Origin of the sequence: Providencia sp. PROV236 (genome assembly GCF_033676985.1) — a bacterium.
GTDB lineage: Bacteria > Pseudomonadota > Gammaproteobacteria > Enterobacterales > Enterobacteriaceae > Providencia > Providencia manganoxydans.
In genome coordinates, this window is record NZ_CP096297.1 from 3,869,942 (window position 1) to 3,888,509 (window position 18,568).

General features: G+C 39.9%; 16 protein-coding genes and 7 pseudogenes. 8 read left to right on the forward strand and 15 right to left on the reverse strand.

What is annotated here, in order from left to right; all coding sequences use genetic code 11:
* Positions 1 to 3 precede the first annotated feature (3 nt).
* Genes M1E96_RS17890 through M1E96_RS17905 form a run of 4 tightly spaced genes read left to right on the forward strand, consistent with a single transcriptional unit; the run spans position 4 to position 5,523 of the window.
* The gene (locus M1E96_RS17890; protein WP_318558073.1) at positions 4 to 1,101 is read left to right on the forward strand and encodes a PD-(D/E)XK nuclease family protein; all 1,098 of its coding nucleotides are present in this window, start codon (positions 4 to 6) and stop codon (positions 1,099 to 1,101) included.
* Positions 1,098 to 4,367 carry a type I restriction endonuclease subunit R gene (locus tag M1E96_RS17895; RefSeq protein ID WP_369427258.1) on the forward strand — a complete coding sequence of 1,090 codons (3,270 nt, stop codon included), beginning with the start codon at positions 1,098 to 1,100 and terminating at the stop codon, positions 4,365 to 4,367. Before M1E96_RS17890 ends, M1E96_RS17895 begins: the two co-directional genes overlap by 4 nt.
* Positions 4,367 to 5,143 (forward strand): M48 family metallopeptidase, encoded by a 777-nt coding sequence (locus M1E96_RS17900; RefSeq protein ID WP_369427259.1) that lies wholly within the window; start codon positions 4,367 to 4,369, stop codon positions 5,141 to 5,143. Before M1E96_RS17895 ends, M1E96_RS17900 begins: the two co-directional genes overlap by 1 nt.
* Positions 5,144 to 5,154: 11 nt before the next feature.
* On the forward strand, positions 5,155 to 5,523 hold the full coding sequence (locus M1E96_RS17905; RefSeq protein WP_369427260.1) for a hypothetical protein: 369 nt from the start codon (positions 5,155 to 5,157) through the stop codon (positions 5,521 to 5,523).
* 147 nt (positions 5,524 to 5,670) lie between these two features.
* On the opposite strand, the gene M1E96_RS17910 is transcribed toward M1E96_RS17905, so the two are convergent.
* The gene (locus tag M1E96_RS17910) at positions 5,671 to 5,784 is read right to left on the reverse strand and encodes a type I restriction-modification system subunit M N-terminal domain-containing protein (protein WP_229597545.1); all 114 of its coding nucleotides are present in this window, start codon (positions 5,782 to 5,784) and stop codon (positions 5,671 to 5,673) included.
* Between the two features lie 207 nt (positions 5,785 to 5,991).
* Positions 5,992 to 6,384, reverse strand: a pseudogene (locus M1E96_RS17915) (restriction endonuclease); the annotation flags it as partial.
* A 103-nt stretch (positions 6,385 to 6,487) separates the two neighbouring features.
* On the opposite strand from M1E96_RS17915, the gene M1E96_RS17920 reads away from it, so the two are divergent.
* A complete protein-coding gene (locus M1E96_RS17920) occupies positions 6,488 to 7,894 on the forward strand; it encodes an IS66 family transposase (protein WP_369113421.1) in 1,407 nt (468 codons plus the stop codon).
* Between the two features lie 32 nt (positions 7,895 to 7,926).
* Here M1E96_RS17920 and M1E96_RS17925 read toward each other — a convergent pair.
* The 10 genes and pseudogenes from M1E96_RS17925 to M1E96_RS17970 form a co-directional block, all read right to left on the reverse strand.
* A pseudogene (locus M1E96_RS17925) lies at positions 7,927 to 8,457 on the reverse strand (winged helix-turn-helix domain-containing protein); the annotation flags it as partial.
* Positions 8,458 to 8,604: 147 nt separating this feature from the next.
* Positions 8,605 to 8,826: pseudogene (locus tag M1E96_RS17930) on the reverse strand (type I restriction-modification system subunit M); the annotation flags it as partial.
* A gap of 24 nt (positions 8,827 to 8,850) precedes the next feature.
* Positions 8,851 to 9,105: pseudogene (locus M1E96_RS17935) on the reverse strand (winged helix-turn-helix domain-containing protein); the annotation flags it as partial.
* The gene (mcrC, locus tag M1E96_RS17940; protein WP_369427261.1) at positions 9,105 to 10,232 is read right to left on the reverse strand and encodes a 5-methylcytosine-specific restriction endonuclease system specificity protein McrC; all 1,128 of its coding nucleotides are present in this window, start codon (positions 10,230 to 10,232) and stop codon (positions 9,105 to 9,107) included. The pseudogene M1E96_RS17935 and the gene mcrC, both read right to left, overlap by 1 nt.
* On the reverse strand, positions 10,232 to 10,543 hold the full coding sequence (locus M1E96_RS17945) for a hypothetical protein (protein ID WP_318574022.1): 312 nt from the start codon (positions 10,541 to 10,543) through the stop codon (positions 10,232 to 10,234). The genes mcrC and M1E96_RS17945 overlap by 1 nt, the downstream gene beginning before the upstream one ends.
* Positions 10,512 to 10,847, reverse strand: a pseudogene (locus M1E96_RS17950) (Wzz/FepE/Etk N-terminal domain-containing protein); the annotation flags it as partial. The pseudogene M1E96_RS17950 and the gene M1E96_RS17945, both read right to left, overlap by 32 nt.
* A 31-nt stretch (positions 10,848 to 10,878) precedes the next feature.
* On the reverse strand, positions 10,879 to 11,967 hold the full coding sequence (gene wecA, locus M1E96_RS17955; RefSeq protein WP_325984419.1) for a UDP-N-acetylglucosamine--undecaprenyl-phosphate N-acetylglucosaminephosphotransferase: 1,089 nt from the start codon (positions 11,965 to 11,967) through the stop codon (positions 10,879 to 10,881).
* Positions 11,968 to 12,439: 472 nt separating this feature from the next.
* Positions 12,440 to 12,631, reverse strand: a complete 192-nt coding sequence (locus M1E96_RS17960; protein ID WP_369427262.1) for a GAD-like domain-containing protein — start codon at positions 12,629 to 12,631, stop codon at positions 12,440 to 12,442.
* Positions 12,632 to 12,638: 7 nt separating this feature from the next.
* A pseudogene (locus tag M1E96_RS17965) lies at positions 12,639 to 12,743 on the reverse strand (acid-resistance protein); the annotation flags it as partial.
* Positions 12,744 to 12,858: 115 nt separating this feature from the next.
* Positions 12,859 to 13,431 (reverse strand): cytochrome b/b6 domain-containing protein, encoded by a 573-nt coding sequence (locus tag M1E96_RS17970; protein WP_004917250.1) that lies wholly within the window; start codon positions 13,429 to 13,431, stop codon positions 12,859 to 12,861.
* Positions 13,432 to 13,741: 310 nt separating this feature from the next.
* Between M1E96_RS17970 and M1E96_RS17975 the strand changes: the two genes are divergently transcribed.
* The gene (locus tag M1E96_RS17975) at positions 13,742 to 13,957 is read left to right on the forward strand and encodes a hypothetical protein (RefSeq protein WP_080025647.1); all 216 of its coding nucleotides are present in this window, start codon (positions 13,742 to 13,744) and stop codon (positions 13,955 to 13,957) included.
* A 147-nt stretch (positions 13,958 to 14,104) separates the two neighbouring features.
* Here the strand turns inward: M1E96_RS17975 and M1E96_RS17980 are convergent, their stop codons facing one another.
* The 3 genes from M1E96_RS17980 to M1E96_RS17990 form a co-directional block, all read right to left on the reverse strand.
* Positions 14,105 to 14,242 carry a hypothetical protein gene (locus M1E96_RS17980; RefSeq protein ID WP_369427263.1) on the reverse strand — a complete coding sequence of 46 codons (138 nt, stop codon included), beginning with the start codon at positions 14,240 to 14,242 and terminating at the stop codon, positions 14,105 to 14,107.
* A gap of 357 nt (positions 14,243 to 14,599) precedes the next feature.
* Positions 14,600 to 14,812, reverse strand: a complete 213-nt coding sequence (locus tag M1E96_RS17985; protein ID WP_369427264.1) for a helix-turn-helix transcriptional regulator — start codon at positions 14,810 to 14,812, stop codon at positions 14,600 to 14,602.
* A 102-nt stretch (positions 14,813 to 14,914) separates the two neighbouring features.
* Entirely contained in the window at positions 14,915 to 15,514 is a 600-nt protein-coding gene (locus tag M1E96_RS17990; RefSeq protein ID WP_249999981.1) for an inovirus Gp2 family protein, read from the reverse strand.
* A 1,320-nt stretch (positions 15,515 to 16,834) separates the two neighbouring features.
* Here M1E96_RS17990 and M1E96_RS17995 point away from each other — a divergent pair.
* Together M1E96_RS17995 and M1E96_RS18000 are read left to right on the forward strand one after the other, a co-directional pair.
* A complete protein-coding gene (locus M1E96_RS17995) occupies positions 16,835 to 18,013 on the forward strand; it encodes a hypothetical protein (protein WP_369427265.1) in 1,179 nt (392 codons plus the stop codon).
* Between the two features lie 94 nt (positions 18,014 to 18,107).
* A pseudogene (locus M1E96_RS18000) lies at positions 18,108 to 18,341 on the forward strand (GTPase); the annotation flags it as partial.
* Positions 18,342 to 18,568 lie beyond the last annotated feature (227 nt).

Here is an 18,568-nt window from a genome sequence, read left to right on the forward strand (position 1 = left end):
GGCATGGATACAAACGCATTGGAACGAATGCAGCAACTGTTAGCGGAGTTTAAAAAACTAGAGCCAGTTGAAGTTGCAGAGCCCACCATTTTTAGTATTGGGAGTAAGGGGTATTACGAGAATCCCACTACCGATATTTTGGCATTCTTTTGTGACAGCAACGGTCAACATCAACTCGGTGATACTGCACTAAGGGCACTACTGACTTGTTTACCTGAAGACTATCGTTCTCTAGATTGCGCATTAACCGAAGTGCCCGAGCGAGAAGTCAAAACTCAAGCAGGCAAACGTATTGATTTACTGCTAGAAAGTGCTGATTGGGTGATGGTGTTAGAGAATAAAATCTACCATCAGCAAAATAATCCGTTTGATGACTATGAACGTTTTGTTCGAGAAGAGCAAAATCAAACTCGCTTTGCAGGTAAACAGGTTATTTTTGTAGTGCTTTCTCCAACAGGTGAAGCGTTACCAAGTGGCTGGCATGGCATCAGCTATCCCTCGTTAATTTCTGCTTTAAAAACTCAGCTAGCGGAACAGTTTCTTTCCCAACCTATCCATAAATGGACGCTATTGCTGCGTGAATTCATCTTACATTTGGAGAGCCTTATGTCTCAGCCATCGGTTAATCAACAAACCCTCGATTTTGTCTTAGATAACCTCTCTACTATTAAAGAGCTTCAGGAAACTAAACAGCAAGCGATAAACGACTATCATCAAAGGCTGAAAACGGCACTTCAGTCCAAACTAGGAAAAGAGATTGCGATTCGGTTACATCATTGGAGCGGATATCCTGCTTTGCGATTTGCTTTAGCGAGCTGGAAAGATACCAATTCGGATGTTGTGCTATTTCTTTCTGGTGAAAAAGGTGAATCTTCAATTAATGTTTACGCCCACCTAGAGGGAGATTCTGATGAAAGTAAAGCAGACTCGTTGATTCTCACTGCTTGTAATGTTGAACGTTGGATTGAAGGGAATGGTACTTATCGCGGGTATAGAATCAAACTTGCCACCATGCCTGAAGATGACATTATTCAATTTATTGGTGAACGCCTTCAAGAACTGGATACGTTTGAACGTGAGTATTGGGGAGATGAGTCATGAGTTCACCTTTGCCTAATTTTCGCGAAGAGCACAGTGCCAAAATACCCGCACTAACGCTGCTCACCAACCTTGGCTACCAATTTATTCCGCCTGCTGAATGCTTGGCGATGCGTGGCCGCTTATCATCAGTGATTCTACCCAATGTGCTGCGCAGTGTGCTGAAACACAAAACCCATACCTTTATGGGTAAAGCCTATCCGCTTTCAGATTCGGCTATCGATAAAATCATTCAAGAGCTGGCGACCCCAGCGATGAACGCAGGCTTAAGAGCCGCGAATGAAAAGCTCTACAATGCCCTAACCTATGGCATCAGTGTGACTGAGTTTATCGATGGCAAAAAGACCAATCCAACCATTCAAATCATCGATTGGGAAACGCCAGAGAATAACCAATTCCACTTCACCGAAGAGATGGAAATTGAAAATGCCCACGGCACAGGTAAACGCATTCCCGATGTGGTGTGTTTTGTTAACGGCCTGCCTTGGGTAGTGATTGAAGCGAAACGCCCAGACTCTTCTCATGAAGGCAAACCGACGATTTCCGAAGGGATTTCGCAAAATATCCGTAATCAGAAAAACGACGAAATTCCTCATCTGTTTGCCTACAGCCAATTGCTGCTTTCAATAAATGGTAACGATGGTTTGTACGGTACTTGCGGCACACCCGAGAAGTTTTGGGCAAAATGGAAAGAAGAAGAGATCACCGAAGCGACCTATCTTCGCCTGAAAAACACCCCATTAGCGCAAGATAAACTCGACCTGCTGTTTAACCATCGCCCAGCCAAAGTGCGCGACGAATATCTGTCACTGATTGCTGGCGGTGAACTCGTTGTCACCGACCAAGACCGCTTATTGGTGTCTCTGCTGCGCCATGATCGCCTATTAGAAATGACGCGCCTGTTTACCTTATTCGATAAAAAAGCAGGCAAAATCGTTGCCCGTTATCAGCAGGTCTTTGGCATTAAAGCCCTGATTGAACGAGTGACTTCGTTTGATGATAATGGGGCACGTAACGGCGGCGTGATTTGGCATACCACAGGTTCGGGCAAATCGTTCACTATGGTCTTTTTGTCGAAAGCGTTAATCTGGTTAGAAGCGCTGAAAAAGTGTCGCGTAGTCGTCGTGACCGACCGTGTTGACTTGGAAGATCAATTAGCTCGCACGTTCGCCTCTGGTGGAGCGTTATCGGATAAAGACAAAAAAGAGGCAATGGCGACGACGGGCAAACGCCTTGCCGAGCAAATTGGTAAAGGCAATGAGCGAATTATTTTCTCTATCATCAATAAATTCGGTACGGCAGTCACTTTGCCAGAGTGCTACAACGACAGCCCCGATATTATTGTGTTGGTCGATGAAGGCCACCGTAGCCAAAACGGTTCCAACAATATCTTTATGCAGCAAGCTTTACCCAAAGCTGCTTACATTGGTTTTACGGGGACGCCACTGCTGAAAGATGATAAGACCGAAAACAAATTCGGAAAAATCATCCACTCCTACACCATGCAGCAAGCGGTGGAAGACAAAACCGTTACGCCGCTTTTGTATGAAGAGCGTATTCCAGAACTCAGTACCAATGACCGTGCGATTGATGCCTGGTTTGACCGTGCAACGGATAAGCTATCGGAAAAACAGCGCACCGACCTGAAGAAAAAATTCGCCCAGAAAGGCCAGATCTACCAAACCGAAGGACGTTTGGAGTTAATCGCTTATGATATTTCCGACCACTTCCAAAACTTCAAAAGCCAAGGCTTAAAAGGCCAACTGGCGTGTGACTCTAAAGCCTCAGCAATCCAATACAAAAAACTATTGGATAAGATTGGTAAAGTCACCTCGGTGGTAGCGATGTCGCCACCTGATACCCGTGAAGGCCACGATACCGTTGATGGCGAAAGCAAAGACTTGGTACAGAATTGGTGGAAAGAGAACGTTGGTAGCATGGACGAAAAAGCCTACACCAAACAGATCATCGAAGCCTTTGGTCGTGATGATGGCCCCGACATTATGATTGTGGTGGATAAACTGCTGACTGGTTTTGACGAACCAAAAAACACTGTGCTTTATATCGATAAACCACTGAAGCAGCATAACCTCATTCAAGCGATTGCTCGCGTAAACCGTCTGCATCAGAAAAAACAATTCGGTTATCTGATCGATTATCGCGGCATCCTCAAAGAGCTAGATTCCACTATTGCTGATTACCAAGAACTGGCTGAGCGCACTCAAGGTGGATTCGACATTGAGGATCTCAAAGGCTTATATAGCCGTATGGATACCGAATATAAAAAGCTGCCGAGTTTGTATAACGACCTATGGGCTATTTTTGCTGATGTGAAAAACAAGCAAGATGGTCAGGCGCTACGCCAAGCTCTAACACCTAAGATTGAAACCATTGATGGTCAACTGACCGATACCAATCTGAAAAAACGCGAAGATTTCTATTCAGCACTGACGCTGTTCGCAAACTGTTTAAAAGTGGCTCTCCAATCAGCAACCTATTTTGATGATAAGAGCTTCGACGATAAGCGTGATTTGTATAAAAAGACGCTAAAATCGATGTCTGAACTGCGTAAGCAAGTACGTGAAGATGCTGAAGAAACCGTAGATTACGATCAGTATGCCGAAGATATTCGGGCGCTGCTAGATAAACATATTGGTGGCGTTGAAATCAAAGAGCCAGACGGTGCTTATCTGGTCGGTAATATGGGTAAAGCCGCCAAACCTGAAGAGATGAGTGACGACGAGGCCCGCAACAAAAAAGATGTTATCACGGGTCGTGTAACCAAAATGATTGAGCAAGATTTAGCAGATGACCCTTACGCACAAGAGTATTTCTCTGATCTGCTGAAAAAGGCAATTGAACAAGCCAAAGAGATGTTTGATGCACCTGTAAAACAATATCTGCTATTTGCTGATTTTGAAGAGCAAGTGAAAGAGCGCAAAGTTGAAGGTATCCCAACTGACCGTTTCGCCGAGCTTGATCCCAAGATTAAACGCAATGTTCAGGCTTATTATGGTTTGTTTCTAAAACACCTTCCAATCAATCCGTTATCAGAACAGGAATGCTTCGACTACGCCGTTAATATTGATGAGTGTGTCAAATCAGCGGTAGCGGAATTCTCAATTAATCCGTCTGAAATTGAAAACCAAATCAGGCTAAAACTACTGCCGCTGTTAGTTCGTGACGCTGGGCTAGGTTTAGATGCTGCCAAGCTTATTCTTGCCGATATCATTCAAATCACTCGCTTAGGCGTGGCAGGTCATCATTAATGACATCGGTAAGTTCGAAAGAAGGCAAGCTAGAAGAGTACAGCTTCATCTATGGTGATGAAGCTGTGACTTATGAAGTGGTGCGTAAGCCTCATCCAGAAGATAAGAAGCGCAAGATAGCGATAAAGGTACATCCTAATTGCGAAGTTGTGGTGAATGCTCCTGATGATGCCGAACGTAGTGATATCCATGACGCTGTCATGAAGCGAGCGAAATGGATTTATGCTGCTTTGAAGGAGTTTCGTGGTCACTTGCAATATGTGCAGGCCAAAGAATACGTCAGCGGTGAAATGCAGTTCTACCTTGGTAGACGTTACGTTCTCAAAGTGGTTGAAGACCGAGATGCTATTTCTAACGTCAAAATGGAACGAGGCAAACTGCTAGTGACGCTAAACCACTTTAACGAAGATAAGCAAGCTCTGATCAAAGCTTTGGTTTCAGGCTGGTATAGCGTGCGTGCCGAGCATATTTTCCACGAACGCTTAGCCGCATTGTTGCCACAAACCACTTGGGTGAAAGGAATTCCGAGTTTTCGGGTTCTGCCGATGACCAAACAATGGGGAAGCTGCTCAACGAAGGGTAATCTCATGCTGAATCCACATTTGGTCAAAGCACCCAAAGAGTGTATCGACTACGTAATTTTGCATGAGCTATGCCATATCGCCGAGCACAACCACAGCGAGAAGTTCTGGCGTTTGCTAACCAGTGTTATGCCGAATTGGAAAGAGGTGAAAAGCCGTTTAGATGGCATGGCGGAGTTATATTTGAGTGAATAAGGATCGATTAAATGAGTTTGTTCGATAAGTTAGTACTCCCAACAATACCAGAACCTCTGTATACATTTGATTTTACTTACAACCTAATGCGTGCATTCATTTATCATACAGAAGAAACTATTGATGCAAGTATAGCGACCTATAAGAAAAACGGCCCTTCCACTAAAATAATAGAAATTAGCTCTGAAGAAGGGATCTATCAGACAGACTATCATTATCACGGGCTTTTTGAGCATATGGGGGATGTGATATTGGATGATATCGCTGAAAACTATTTTCCTAGTCTTCAGAGGCGTTCTGCATTACTCTTCGCCCCTACCGTTTGTTTCAGACCATCATTTATCATGCGTCTTGTTTATCCCATTCAACCAATGGCTTAATACTCTGTTTATCAAGTCATGACTGGCATCGCATCATCACATTAAACTGATCCGCTCAACGCGGTTATTCATCCACACTGACTCAATCATCTCTACGGGTTGAAGCTGGACTGATGGATATAAAGTACGGAATAAGCTCCAACCTAATTAATTATAGAAAATAAAACCGAGGATGTAATCTTTGTATTCGTTAGCTTCAATCTTAGAGCGCATCTGGTTGGCAGATTCCCAGATTTTGGCAGCCAGTTGTTGTTTGTTCATATTCTACTCTAATTGTTCATCAGTGCTTGACTAATACGCCTTAAATGGGCAGTCAGGTATCGAAATAGCGGTATTTCTATATTAAACACTATTGGAATAGTAAAGTCTGCAAACCTTTAGCAAAACATAGTGTTAGGCATTAAGTCTTATAAACTTAGCTATTATTTTTTAATTACATGAGCGACAAACTCTATCTGTTTAATACAGTTACTCAAAATAATCCATATCCAGCTTTGGTAGCTTAATAACTTGTGAGCTAACGCCTATCTCATTATCCATCATTAGATTAACTAAGCGGTTACCATCGATAAGGACTAATCCCTCAACGGATTTAGCAAAATCAATCGCATTAGCGGTATAGCCTGAGGTCGTAATAAAAATACCTCGCTTCGCTTTTTGCCCCGCAAGTGCGCCATAAAATGCTTGTAAGTCAGGGCGACCGACTGTGCCTTGCCAGCGTTTTGCTTGTACATAAATTCGTTCTAACCCGAGCTTATCTAACGAAATGATCCCGTCAATCCCGCCGTCTCCGGTACCACCAACACGTTGTAAATCATCACGATGGCTACCATAACCCAGTTTATGGAGTACATCTAAGACGTAACTCTTCACCCGCGATGCCTTGACAGCAAAGTTATGTGACGAGGTTAACTTGATCCCATATTCGACTTGAGTGATCTTTCTGAGCTGGCAATCTGAAGGTATGAATAAGAAAACACTACCTCCACCACCAGATTTCGATTCTCCTGAAGAGGCGAAAGATATCATCCATTTTCTATGGAATAAGCTGGCCGAACTTGAAGACCGACTAAACCAAAATAGCCGTAACTCTTCTGTGCCGTCATCCCAACAGTCTTTGCATAATAAAGCTAAGAATACTTCGCCGAATCGGAAAAAATCTGGAAAAAAGCCAGGAGCTCAGCCAGGTCATAAAGGCCACCGCCGACTGCTTCACCCTATTGAAGACAGTACCTCGGTTGAGCAATACTTACCAAAGAAAACATGCCATTGCGGTGGTTGTGTTATTCCAAATAGAAAACCTTATAAACGACACCAAATTTTTGATTTGCCAGATATCTCTTACACACTTGTTGAGCATCAGGTCTTCAAAGGTGAGTGCTCATGGTGTGGTGATAAGCATCAAGCAGAGCTTCCGGAGCATGTCTCTGATGTTCAGATGGGCCCAAATCTACATAGTTTTATCGCAATCCAAGCGACGCAGCACCATCAAAGCATCGGCAAAATACAATCTATGCTGAAAGATGTGTTTCAGCTTAACTTCTCTACAGGTGCGATATCAGCCGCACAAGGACGAGTAACGGAGTACTTAGCAGATACTCATACGCAAATCCATGAAACAGTCAAAGCCTCTCAACTGATTATGGCCGATGAAACCTCGCATCAACGTAATAATGAGAAACGCTGGATGTGGGCAGCCCTGAGTAATGACGTTGCCTTTTTCCAAATCAACAGCGGTCGAAACCAACATGCGGCTAAGCGATTGCTTGGAGAAGCTGTTTCACACCTTTTAGTGACCGACCAATACTCAGCCTACAAATACATTGATGAATCAAAACGGCAACTATGTTGGGCGCACATCTTACGAAACGTCATCGCTATCGAGGAGAGTGTTTGTCCTGAAAATCAAAAAATCGGGGAAAAACTCGCGTTGATCGCCCACAGTGTGTTCAGGTGCCATCACCGATATATCGAAGAGAAGCTCACCAAAACCCAATACTATCGCCGGCTCAGGCGGTTAAGAAAAAGCTGGCTTCATTGGCTCAAACTGGGCAGTTATCAATGTTCGAAACGTTATCGAGGTCGGTGCCGAAATCTCATGTCTGATGATGCAATGGTGTGGCGCTTTATGGATGATCCAGACTGCCCGTTAACGAACAATGCCGCAGAGCGTGTCCTGCGTAATTATATATTGATGAGAAAGTGCTGCTACGTGACTCGCTCATATAGAGGCGATCTGTTCCGTGAACGTATGTTCTCACTTATAGAGACTGCCAAGCTTCAGCAGATCTCAGCCTATAAATGGTTACGTGAAATCGTCGAACACCATATGCTCAAAGTGAATTATCAGGTGCCAGCATTCCTAGTGTAAACCACCGTCAATAGCTCGCGGGTGAATAGTTACTCTAAGACAATGAATTCAAAACGAGCTGGGGATACTTGAAGTAAATTTGCGAGTAAATCAATGGCGACAGAATCACGGATTTCTTTTAATGCATCATTCAGGCGGTCATCAGGGCTGCGTGCTTGCAAAGACGTCTCTGAATCTATTTGTGTATCTTCATCGAGTAGGACTGCATCGGGGTTGGTTTTGAGTTTTATATCTTTAAAATCAAAAGCTAAGTGCTCAACCTGTTCTTTAGTCAGTGGGAATGGATGATTTTTAATCCACTCTAAACCTTCCTTCGTTAAGCACCATTTTCCTCGTGATAAGCTTTGTGAGAGACCTGCGCGTTTTAGCCTATCATGAGCCCAACCGGCACGGTTTTTATAGACTAACTGGCCGCTTGAAACGAGCTCGGAGCGCTGATTGTCGTCTAATCCTAAGATTTCAGCTGCCCCCTCATGGACATCTTTTGCTGCAACACCTTCCGGATGATGCTTTAAAAAACGTAATATCGGCTCAATAAATTTATCGTAGGTTGGAACGGTCATGGAAACCTTCTATAAGAGATACTTAACATGAATTTCTATACTATGGCATCTAATATTGAGAATGTTAAGTTAAGCCTGAAGGATTATCTTTAATTAAGCGTTCCCAAATGTCATGGCCTTTCATCGATTTTTCTATAGCATTATCAATTTCGCGGCAACGTTACAAAACAACTGACTAGGGTAAAGAAAATAGCCTCTGGTTCTGACGGCATCATCTTTAATCTCATCGGTAATGATGCTGCCATCTAACTTAGCGTAATTAACGCTCTCATCACCTGCTTCGATATAGTTTACAAAGTTCTCACTGATACAGCGGTAGAACAACGCACCGAGAACATATTACTTAAAATCTCATCCATCAATAGAGCCCAGCTTAGCATTTTGCTTGGCTTTATCAGTCAAAGCCCAAACGCCTCTTGATGAATTCTCAAGATATCCTGCTTTTTTGAGGTAGGTTCTCGCCCAAGCCAATCGATAATCAACCTCCGTTTGGCTACTTTTTTCAGGGTTGTGCAGAACAGCCAAAGTACCCTCATCAAACTTTTCAAGCTCGACAACTTCTTCGTATATCTCGTCGATACTGCCTGAGCCCCCAAGGTTCACTAATGCCTTTATTAGCGGTAGCATAAGTTGATCGAATGTGACCATTATTTTTTCTCCTGGAAACTCTTTTGTAAAAGAGCAAGTAGGCGCTCTCTGATTGAAATAGCTGACTCACCTAAATTAACAGTGCAAAACCATATTGGGTGGCCTTGAATTGTTACCATCTCAGCGACTTCTTTATCCACTGTCGGGTGAAGTAACATGCCAATACTTTCAAGTGATTTGGGGTCTGAAGTGTCTTCCTGGCTTCTAAGGTAAGTATACATTTGGTAGATATAACCACTGCGAAGAGTCTGTCCCCTATGCCAACCTTTAGTGGTCACTGAATTGAATTTTGTGTCGATTACCAAACGCTTGTCTGGTGAACGATTATCGATAATGATGTCTGTTTTCATGCTGGGAAGAATTTCGTCTATCCCTGAGCTTTTATCTGATATCTGCCAATCAAACTGTTTGCCAGCCAATACTCGCCACTCTCTTTTATCTAGTGCTACGGCATAGAAACCCGCTACAGCTTTTTCAAACAATTTTCTAAGCCACTCTTTTCGAGTGTCAGGAGCTGTTAGATGAAATTGACCGTCAAACTCTGTGGGTATAGCGAGTGAAAAAGCCAAATCGGCTGCAGCAACCATCTTCTGATCGCTAATATCATGGCGTCCAAATTTTTCCGACTTTCCGCTGTAATTTATTGGCTTTACCTTGCTCACGCCTAGACGTTCTAAACTCAGCATTAAGGCTCGGCATTTATGGGCAAGAGTTGGTTTAATATTCAGCTTTGTTAATCGTTCTAATGCAGATCTAACATAACGATTACGGGGAGTATCTACCGTTAACTCATCAAAGCGACAGCATACCTTACCTTTTTCAAGTAGCCTTTGCCGCTCGGTGGTTAGGGTATCTATGCGTCCACGAACTCGATTGATTACAGCAACTTTCGATTCATACCCATAGCTTAAATTTCGCATCATGCGTTCTTCAACTTGATGGCAGAGAATCTCGGCAACCAAATCTGCTATGTCTTCTGGGTTGTCTTCTACGTCGGCTTTATTGGTGCCAAGGTGGCGATAAAGGTCCGAAGCATAGAGCATCAACAACCACAGGTTACGAACAGGAATCTTTCCTAATCGTCTCGACGAAGTAGTTTGGCTTTTCGCTTCAATAACGGCAGACATTAGATGCCTTCAACCAAAGCGTCTTTGGATTTGATAGCGCGTTCTATATCGTCAAACCAGTATTCTTCAAGAAGCGGTCCAATTTCAGTTTCTACGACACCTTGAAACCATGCTGCAGCATCTTCAATCTTTGTATTTAACGGTGGTGTTACATAACTGTGGCCGATTTTAAACTGAGGGCCCAAGTTGCGATCTTTTGAAATCTCGTTATTTAGTGAGACTATGCGCTGTTCAATTAACTGCAAAAAATCGTTATCAATACCAGCCTTACTATGAACCCACTTGCTTAATAAACTCTTGGTAAGCCTCATTCGCAATCGTTGGCAATTGCCCTTCTTGACCCGTCGAGTTAATACGGGAATCCAGGTTTCGTAAAAACTGTTGTTGCGAATAATAACTACCCAAATTGTTCACGGTTGGCAGGTCTGTGATCGCGGTTGAACTCCATTTTTGCTGCATAAAATAGGATGCACCCAACGCAATAGCGGCGAAAATCACCGCAAATGCCACGATCCAAATTTTACCTTGCCACAAAGAGCGGCATAAACCACGGATATCCAATTCCGGTTCTATCGGCGGCTGATACTGATTAGGTTGCGTTTCTGAGTTTTTCACTGCACAGAACCTCTATTATTTCCGTTTGTCGTTACCGTACTGCACCACCTCTACGCATACGACGTCTGACGCGCTTAATAAAACGAGCTACTTTCCATGCCCGTTTGATGCAGTAACCATACATAAAGAATACAAGCAAAAACAATGCCAACATGACCCATTCAGGCACAAATGTTAAGAGTTCACCAATAATTCCTATACATGCCAAAATGGCTGCTGCCAGTGTAATCAGAACAAAAGCCCCTCTTGGGCTAAAACCTGAACGCATAATCAAGTGATGAATGTGCTGACGGTCAGGTGAAAATGGACTCATACCTTTACGGATACGACGGTACATAATCGCCACCATATCCATCAATGGGATCGCAATAATCCATAATGCTGTCACAGGGTTGATTGGACGCCCTGCTTCCTGAGTTGATTCGACTAGGATCCAAATAATTGTAAAACCAATCAGTGTGCTTCCCGCATCACCCATAAAGACTTTAAAACGACGACCTAGTACACCTAAATTTAGGAAGATATAAGGAAGGATAGCTGCAATAAAGGCAAAACACCAAAATGCTAATCCATAATTGCCATTTTGATATAACAAAAAGCCTAATGCACCGAAAGAGACACAAGATAGCCCACCGAGTAACCCATCAATACCATCAACCATGTTGAACGCATTAATAGCTGCCCAAACAGCAAACAGTGTCACGATATAACCAAATGGCCCAAGCACTAACTCCCATGGCCCAAACGCATGACCTAATGACTCTAGTTTTAAGTCAGCCACGGTCATCATGACGACAGCGACTACGGCTTGTACACCTGCTCTTAACTTAACACTGATATCAAACCGGTCATCTAACGCACCAATCAATACCAATAAGCCTGCACAGATTAAATATAACCATTTATGGGGTATATATTCTTCTGTAATAACAAACGCGAAGCAGATACCAAAAAAGACCGTTATCCCCCCAACTAAAGGGACCAGACCTACGTGTTTTTTTCTGAAGTTAGGTTTATCAACCAGCCCGATCTTCGTTGCCACAACTCGAGCGATAAAAATAAACACTAACGTGAACAAAAAAACGTAAAAAAGACTAGCAATAAATTGTGCGGTGTCCACGAGTCAACTCTCTTATTTTTTTATCTAACCAACCTAAAACCACAATGCCTTAGCTTATATTGCCTCAATAACAGGCAGCTAAGGTATTATCATCTCAAAAGAGATAAGTTCCATAAGACGAGTCTTCAATAACTATCACAATAACCCTATAAAGGCTTACCTAGTTGTTATTAGTGTAGCTTTTGTTCAATCATGTCTTATTAACGGATTTTATACTTAATGAAAGCAAGATGCATGCCATAAAGAACAATGCTTCTCTATGATTATAATTTTAGGCTGTTTTTCGTTTAATAAATGAACCTTTCCCAACCAATCAGAAAATGCCATTACGTAAATGATATCGTCATTAAATAAATACATGAAATACATGTATTAACTTAAAACAGTCAAACTTTGAATAAAACAATAAATCTATTTCATCCAACAAATTGATTTTCCATTTTGTAGCGACAAAAATCCAATATAAAAAGTACTATTTTTTATATAATTCATTATAATAACTACTCCAGCCCTCATTACGCCAATAATTTAAAAGTAACTCTGGAAGTTTTCCCTTCCATTTTTCTATTTCTTCAACAGAAGCATACCTTGATGTTGTAGCATCTCCAAATTCATCGATAAAAGCCTCAAAAAATTCATTTCGCATTTTATTTTCCTTTTCCACGACAAACTTCTACTTTTCCTTTTTGTGTCACAATCTCTGCTGCACCAATGGCGGTTGGATAAAAGTTATCATCGATGACCAAAAAATATTCACACTTCCATTGAGATACAGGGGTAACGCATATTTGCGTCACGGTAACTTATTAGCATCTACAGATTGCAACAAAATATCATTTAATGAATATGGGCGACTAATCACCCATATTGCCAATGAGGTATCAAGCAAACCTATTTATTTTTACTTTTTTTCCAAATTATAAAATGAATAATCCCTAAACCACCGTGACCATAAATATAAATCTCAATTAAAATTGTGAGTGATTTATGAATACTTCTAGCCTCTAAAGCAAATGGAGACTGCTGTAACCATAGAAAAAACCATGCAATACCAGACAAAATAACAATTGATAAAGCACCTAACCCTAGACCTTGAACTGTCGCGGCAAGCCCTTTAGGTGAGCTGTCTGGTAGCTTTTTAGCTAAAAGAGAGTTTATATCTTCTTTGATTTGCTTAAAATCCCCCCAGAGATAGGGATAAAAATATCTAAACCCTCTCTGGTGAAAACATAACACGACTAAAAAGAACGTTAAGAAAAAAAGCACAAAGCCTGAAACGATATGAATCCAAGTAAATAAATAAGTCTCTTCAAAAAATGGAATAACTACTGACTTAGTACCCGTCATCCAATTACTAACAATGATTTGCGATATCACTAAGAGTAGAATTAACATATGTAAAATTCTTATTCTTTTAGTCTGATAAAGACCAAAAAAATCCCAAATCGATTTAAATATGCCCACAATGCTTCACCTTTTTTATGATTATTCACACGAACACAGTTTAATTGCTTATAACTCAATTAGTTATGGATTTAAGCCCTAATTGTAGAATATTTTATATGAAATACAGTTCACACCTACAAGTTAATTACAATTATCACTTTAAGATTGTTGTATTTATAGGCCAATACCAATTAGTTTTTCCGGGGCGTTGCAATATTGGTATCATTGTCTGGAATAAAGTCCTATTGAGATAGGTTCTTAGTATAAGTACATTAACTAATCAGTCATTCAGATTGTAAATGTTCATTGTTTTTCTCCGGTGTGTTGTGTGTTTGAGCAGGACAGTAATAATGGGTCTGAAACCCGTTATGGCGAAGCGGAATATGACGGTATCGGGTATTACCATACGTCGGAGGATGGACGGGTTAATCTGCGTCAGGAAGTCGATCCCAGTAACAACAGTCCAATTGTCATTGCCTATGTTGTCGGCACCGACCACGCTACGGTCTACAGCAACTGCAAAGTGACGGCTGAAGAGGAGTAATGGGGGTGAATAACGCGCTCAGCGCCATTCTGAGCGTTTTATTAAGGCAAGGGTTAAACTTGCACGGTGTCGCCACAATAAACGGCTATAAGGGCCATAGAGATCGTCATACAGCCCCTTGCTGCTACAGCATGCCCTATGGCTGACTTAACGATGACGGGAACGAGGACGACCTATCGGCTTATCATGCACATCAGGTAGACGGGAGATATGGTAAATCGGGTCAAAGGGTTTCTGCTCGGCTTTGGCTAAATAGTTCACCTGCCTTACGACCAGCATAATCATCAAAGTGTACCGGACGGCGTATAGCGTATCGATAATCGCGGCCTGTAATTTATTTTCATGTCAGGCTGTTCGTCTACTTGTTGGGGTAATGACCCGCATATTCCTTGGTCAAGTATTTCCCGTGAGTCCTATGCTCTGTTCACATCAGCATCAAAGTCTTTTAATATTCCCGCACTGACTGGCGCCTATGGCATTATTAATGATAGCAGATCTCGTTATGCTTTTCATGGTTGCTGTACAAAAAACTATCAATCGGCACCTTCCTTAGTACCCTAAAGATCGTCTTCTTTTGACATTCATATAATATTTCACTAGTGAGTTGTAAAAAATCGCTGTAACTGACTAAATTAATAATACTTAGCCTCTAGAAGCGGTGATACGTTCATTCAGCCACTGTTCTACTTCACTCTTTAACCAACGTGAGCTACGTCCTAACTTTATTGGTTTGGGGAATTCACCCTCTTGAATGAGTTTATAAAACCACTTATCCGTTAATCCTGTCAGATGAGTGATAAATTTCATGTCGATAAATTGGTCATTCAGTAAGGGGTAATCGGTTGTATTGGTCATCGTTTGTTTCTCCTAAGAGTGAAAAGGAGAAGGATCCGAAAGGGTTAATGAAATGCGGTGTGAATCCTTCAAACGATAACGCGGAGCTGTAAATTATTTTCTTCAGCGACTGTATCCAATAAGCCGCTCACCTTGATGGTATGGTTTCGTGTGATGCTTACAGAGATATTGTGCACGTTCTATTATCTGGGCATAGTGTTTTTTGTATTCTAATTCATTCGCATTTTGGTTAAGGTACATCACGCCATTCTTACAAAAATGAACACTTTGTTTTACCGCTGATAATTCTGCCTGTAACGCACTCGCCCAAGCTTGTTGTATCATTGCCGATAAACACCCATGGTCACGATTAAAATCGCCCCAGCAATGATAGATGTCCTTGTTTAGGAATATCATCAGGTGGTAGTGAATCTTATGGTTACGCTCTCCAATTTCTTTTACCCAAACATAATGTAAGTCTAATGTGAGCCTTCGGTGCCAAGTGGTACTTTTTCGTTTTATATCGGCGGCTATTTTCGCTTTAAGTGAATCAATGAAACGTGTAATGACTTTACGGTCATCTCTCATGGCTTTTATCGTTCTTGGAAAGCGTAAATCAAAACGAAATACAGATAATCGGGTATAGTTTCTTTGAGCCTTTATAAAGGTATTATGAATAATATCGAAGTATTTAAGATTATAGCTATCGATAGGGTAATGCATGATATTTTCCTGAGTTGAGTGAATGTCATAACAACTCAGTAGGATGTATTTTTTTATTTTAACTATAATCGTAATATAGCGAGTCTAGAGATAGATCTTTGTCATAAATGATTATTCTATCATTTATTTCAATGCTAAATAGAGTGATGTCATTAAATTTTTTTAGTATGATTAGAAGTAGATTAATCGATATTGTTAATATGGTTTATCACACTTTTCATCTAAATTTATTTTCATTCTAATAAACAAATTGAAATTATAAGTTTTTTCATATTTTACTTTGGTATTGATAGACTATGAGTAATATACTCTATCGTTATATGGATACATATTGCATCTTTACGTCTAATGGATAGTTTTAATTTATTAAATAAATACATTAAATAAATACATTAAATAAATACATTAAATATACTACTATACCAACAGGGATTAATTTCTAAAATATTAAGTTAGTATGTGTTGGCTTAGGTTAATGATGAAATTATAGCTCTGATTTTAATTTTTATCATTAGCATAATGTAAACTTAGTTACCTATAATTATATCATGACACCAAATATTTTATGCATCAAGAGTTGATAGACTTTTTAATGAATAAATTGACCTCTTATTTTTCGGTTAGACCTATCATTATCTTTATCTTGATTTTACTGCTTGTCATTCTTTTCGCTTTAATGACAGTGTTAATAGAAGACTATGATATTAGATTGTTATCATTATGACCTTCATTGAGTCGTAATACAGCGAATAATCAGTAGAGAGTTAGCATTATTTATCTATAGGACAATAGGATAAGAATGCTTTCTTCTTTCTGTTAAATATAAATAATGTTTTCTCACTTCTTTATAATCATATTAATAACCTAAATATTTTATCTTTCTTGAGGTGTATCATTTGCAGTGGAAAACTTAACTGATGTAATGATATACAAACTCCAAGGCTATAATCGCTTAATCACATTTAAAGACTAAAAAATCTAACTATTCCCTGAGTCTTTTATGAGATAGTGTTAGGGTTGAAATGTTAACGCTGGTCTGAGTGAGTTTGATGATAAAAAAGACAGTGATAATGATAAATAATGTCGCTCGAAATCTGTCTAGTCACACTGAAATGCCCATAAACTTTGAACAACTCCCAAAAAACACCCTACTTTACCACCATAATATAACCACTTAAAATATATAAAATTATTACTTTATACCCCTTATTTTTAGGGTTTGTAGGTATCGACTTTGAGGCTATTTTGTGCTATTTTTGTACTAACCCATCATTACTCACAGTAATGTTTTAGTTATACAAATGTTAGAGGGAATAACGCATGAATACGGTATTTAAAGAGTTAAGTTTTCTTGGATTAAGAGAACAAGATAAAATAACACCAGCTCATATTGTTTCTGAACGCATATTACGCGATCAGTATACCTTTACTGATTTTTATAAAAGAGAGAATGATGAGCAATATGTTATTGATGACTTATATTTAGAAGCACGTATTCAAGAGGCTAATAATAAAGCTGACAGAAAAAATTCAATACCATGGCGTGAAGACCGTTCTAGATTTGATGAAGTTTATATTTATTTTAACTACCAAAATAATACAACAACCACTTTAACCCATAGAGATAGTGTCACGAAAAAGCCAAAAGGTGAGTTATTAAGTCGAATGAAATTGTGGTTAAAAGAGAAACAAGATGCGTATAAAAAACTGGTGAATAATTATAATCACTGCATTAATAATCATAAAAATATCAAATTATTACCTATTTCATTTTATATAGAAAAAGATTATTCAGATACTCAATTAATATCTGAACATATAAAAGAGCTTGTTAATGCATTTAGCGCGATGCTTAATACACTTAAAGGACGCGAAGTATATTCGTGTTTTGTCAGTTACTCTCGCGTTATTCTATTGGATGCCAACAATAGACCTTATCTGCATATCATTTTTTATTATCAGAGGAATGACACTAGGGAGTATAAGAATGACATCTCCGATTTTTTTATTAGAGATATGACGAGAGAATGGTGTAAAGCGTGTAAACAGAATGTTCATGTTAATTATATGGCATTTAATTCTCTTTTAGCTGAAATGGCCAATGATGATGAGCAAGAAGAATGGGAACAAGGTCTCTGTCGAAATCAAGATAATTCAGTATATCATTTTAGTGTTAGTGCCAGTCATGTGCTTTTTCCTTTCTTGAGAACGGTGGAGCCTATTCAACTCGTCCCGATAAAAAGTCATCGAAAAAGTACTCAAATACAGCTAGAACAAATTCCAAAAGCGTTATTATCCCGTCATTATGAAGAGCTTTCTTATTATCATGAAAAAGAGTTTTCTTTATTTGTTAAAGAAGTTAAACAAAAAAATAACTATCACTTATACTATTTAGAACAAGTTGCTAAGCAATATACAAAAATCCCAATGATTAATAATATAACAAGTGGTCTATTTAGTTATAAAAATAAAAAGAAAGAAAATAATGCAACACGTTGAACACTAGTTATCATAATGTAATTTTTTTCAAACCTATATTACTTCCTTGAAAGACAAAGGTATTGAGCCTTTTCATTTATCATAGGAAGTCATTATGAAAACAAATCCCTCCACCACCGCTTCACCTTTTGAGGCGGTGCTTTCGCCACTCCCCACGGCAATTAAACATCAATTACAACAGAAACTGAGCGAGCTTATTCATTATTCGCCCACAATCGGTTTGATGGGAAAAACTGGTGTCGGAAAATCCAGTCTATGCAATGCGCTGTTTCAGTCTACCTTATGCCCTATTAGTGCTGTCAGTGGTTGTACCCGTTCAGAGCAACGATCAACCTGTGTTTTACGCTCAAACAGCGAACTATAAGAAGGAAGTTGAGATCTGCATTGTTTCACCTTCTGTATCACTTATTCTTTTGGTAAAGTGGGGGTAGAAAAAAAAGAGATGGATATCTTTGTACCTGCAAACAGAACTTCATTTGCTAGTCAAAGTCATCGGTTTTATAGCATCAGTGTGTTTACTATACGTAATGGTGATACCATTATAAAAGCATCATC